Source organism: Saccharopolyspora sp. NPDC002686 (genome assembly GCF_040295745.1).
Taxonomy (GTDB): domain Bacteria; phylum Actinomycetota; class Actinomycetes; order Mycobacteriales; family Pseudonocardiaceae; genus Saccharopolyspora; species Saccharopolyspora oryzae.
Map to the genome: position 1 here is coordinate 1 of NZ_JBEOVY010000599.1, position 2247 is coordinate 2247.

At 70.7% G+C, this 2247-nt stretch carries 1 protein-coding gene; it reads left to right on the forward strand.

Features of this window, described 5'->3' with window-relative positions:
• The first annotated feature begins 256 nt into the window (after window positions 1–256).
• Window positions 257–1870 carry a benzoylformate decarboxylase gene (mdlC, locus tag ABTZ89_RS38100; RefSeq protein ID WP_351054210.1) on the forward strand — a complete coding sequence of 538 codons (1614 nt, stop codon included), beginning with the start codon at window positions 257–259 and terminating at the stop codon, window positions 1868–1870.
• Window positions 1871–2247 lie beyond the last annotated feature (377 nt).

Genomic DNA, 2247 nt, shown 5'->3' on the forward strand with positions numbered 1-2247 from the left:
CGTCCCGTCTTCTTAACCGCCCCCCCCCCGATTTTGGGGGCTGTGGGGGGGTGCGGGGGGGTGGCCTCTCCCACCCCCCCCCCACCCCCGCAGGTGTCTTAGGACACCCCGGCCGGCCGCGCTTCCGGTCGTCGCAGGTCCGCGCGCAACAGCTGGGGCGAGCGCTTCGCAGAGTGACCAACGCGATCTGGTTCCGGACTTCCCGATGTGATGTCGTTGCAGGGAAACCTCGCAGGTGAGCGGGGGTGCTGCAACGATGAGGGAGGCTTCGGTGCGCAGCGAGGACAGCACGGTCCGTGACATCACCCGGACGCTCATTCGGGAACTCGGGTTGACGACGGTGTTCGGCAACCCGGGCACCACGGAGGTGCCGTTCCTGACCGGCTGGCCGGACGACTTCCGGTACGTGCTCGGCCTGCAGGAGTCCGCGGTGGTCGCGATGGCCGACGGTTACGCGCAGGCGCGCCGCGAGCCGGTGCTGGTCAACCTGCACTCCGCGGGCGGGGTGGGGCACGCGCTGGGCGCGATCTTCACCGCTCACCGCAACCGCACCCCGATGATCATCACGGCCGGTCAGCAGACCCGCAGCCTGATGTTCGGCGAACCGTTCCTCGGCGCCACCGACGCGCCGAACTTCCCTCAGCCGTACGTGAAGTGGAGCTACGAGCCCGCTCGCGCCGAGGACGTCCCCGCCGCGCTGGTGCGCGCCTACCAGCTGGCCACCACGCCGCCTTACGGCCCGGTGTTCCTGTCCATCCCGGCCGACGACTGGGACCAGCCCGGCGTTCCGGTGCCCGCGCGCCCGCGGACTCCCGGCTTCGCGCCGGACCCGGCGGCGATCTCGGAACTGGCCGAGGCGCTGGGCAAGTGCGAGCGCCCGGCGTTCGTGGTCGGACCCGCGGTGGACGGCGACCAGGTGGTCGACGAGATGGTGGAGCTGGCGGAGAAGTCGAAGGCGGCCGTGCTGGTGGCGCCGATGTCGCCGCGCTGCTCCTTCCCCGAGGACCACCCGCAGTTCGCCGGTTTCCTGCAGCCCGAGCAGCGGGCGCTCACCGCGGAGCTGGCCGAGTACGACCTGGTCGTGGTGTGGGGCGCCCCGGCGTTCACCTACCACGTGTACCGCGGGGAGAGCGAGGTCGAGCTGCCGGAGATGTTCCTGGTGCACGACGACCCCGAGGTGCTGGCCCGCGCCCGCGAGGGGCGCGGCGTGCTGGGCACGCTGGGGCACGCGGTCCGCCAGGTCAACGCGCAGGTCGAGGACGTGCAGCGCAGCGCGCCGAAGAGCTACTCGCGGCCGGAGAAGCCGTCGGCGGGGACGCCGATGTCCGCGGCGTACGTGTTCGACGCGATCGCCGAGGCGTTGCCCGCGGACGCGGCGGTGGTGGAGGAAACCCCCAGCCACCGCAACGACCTGCACGAGCACTTCCCGATCCGCTCCACCGACGGCGGGTTCTTCACCGGCTTCTCCGGCGCGCTCGGCTACGGCATCTGCGCGGCGGTCGGCGTCGGCATGGCCGACATGAGCCGCCGCACGGTGGCGCTGCTGGGCGACGGCTCCAGCATGTACGGCATCCAGTCGGTCTGGACCGCGGTGCAGGAGCAGGCGCCGGTCACCTTCGTGATCATGGACAACTCGCGCTACGCGGCGGTGGCGGTCCTGGGCGAGGCGGCGGGCGGCAGCAAGCTCCCCGGCGTCGAGCTCGGCGGCATCGACTTCGCGGCCCTGGCGTCGAGCCTCGGCTGCCCGTCCAAGCTGGTCGAAACCCCGGAGCAGCTCTCCTCGGCCCTGGCCGAGGAGTTCGCCGAAGCCAAGGAGGGCCCGACCCTCCTCCACGTCAAGGTCGATCCGGGCCAGCGCTACCTCTACTGATCAACGTTCCGCCTGGTCAGGGCTCGTGAGTACTTCGGGGTGCTCCAGCACCCCGAAGTACTCACGACCCGCCACCTGCGGAAACGCCCCCGCCGAACCCAGGTTCCGCCCCACCGGCCACTGTGGACAATTCGGCTCACCTGCGGAGGACTTCCGCAAATTCAATGGAAATTGGACGTCTGATTTCCATTGAATTTGCGTTCCCCTGACGACGCGGCGGCGCAACTGTCGCAGGGTTCGGGGAGTGTGGGTGTGAAAAAGGGCGCCTGCTGCCGTTCTGGTCGGCAGCAGGCGCCCTTCGCCTTGGTCGGTCAGCCGCGCTTCGCGCTCTCGGCCTGCTCCGCCTTCTCGGCCTCCGTCCACTGCTCCGCAGTGGA

Excerpts from the sequence above, each read along its gene's own strand:
- mdlC (WP_351054210.1), top strand. The coding sequence starts at position 257 with ATGAGGGAGGCTTCGGTGCGCAGCGAGGACAGCACGGTCCGTGACATC.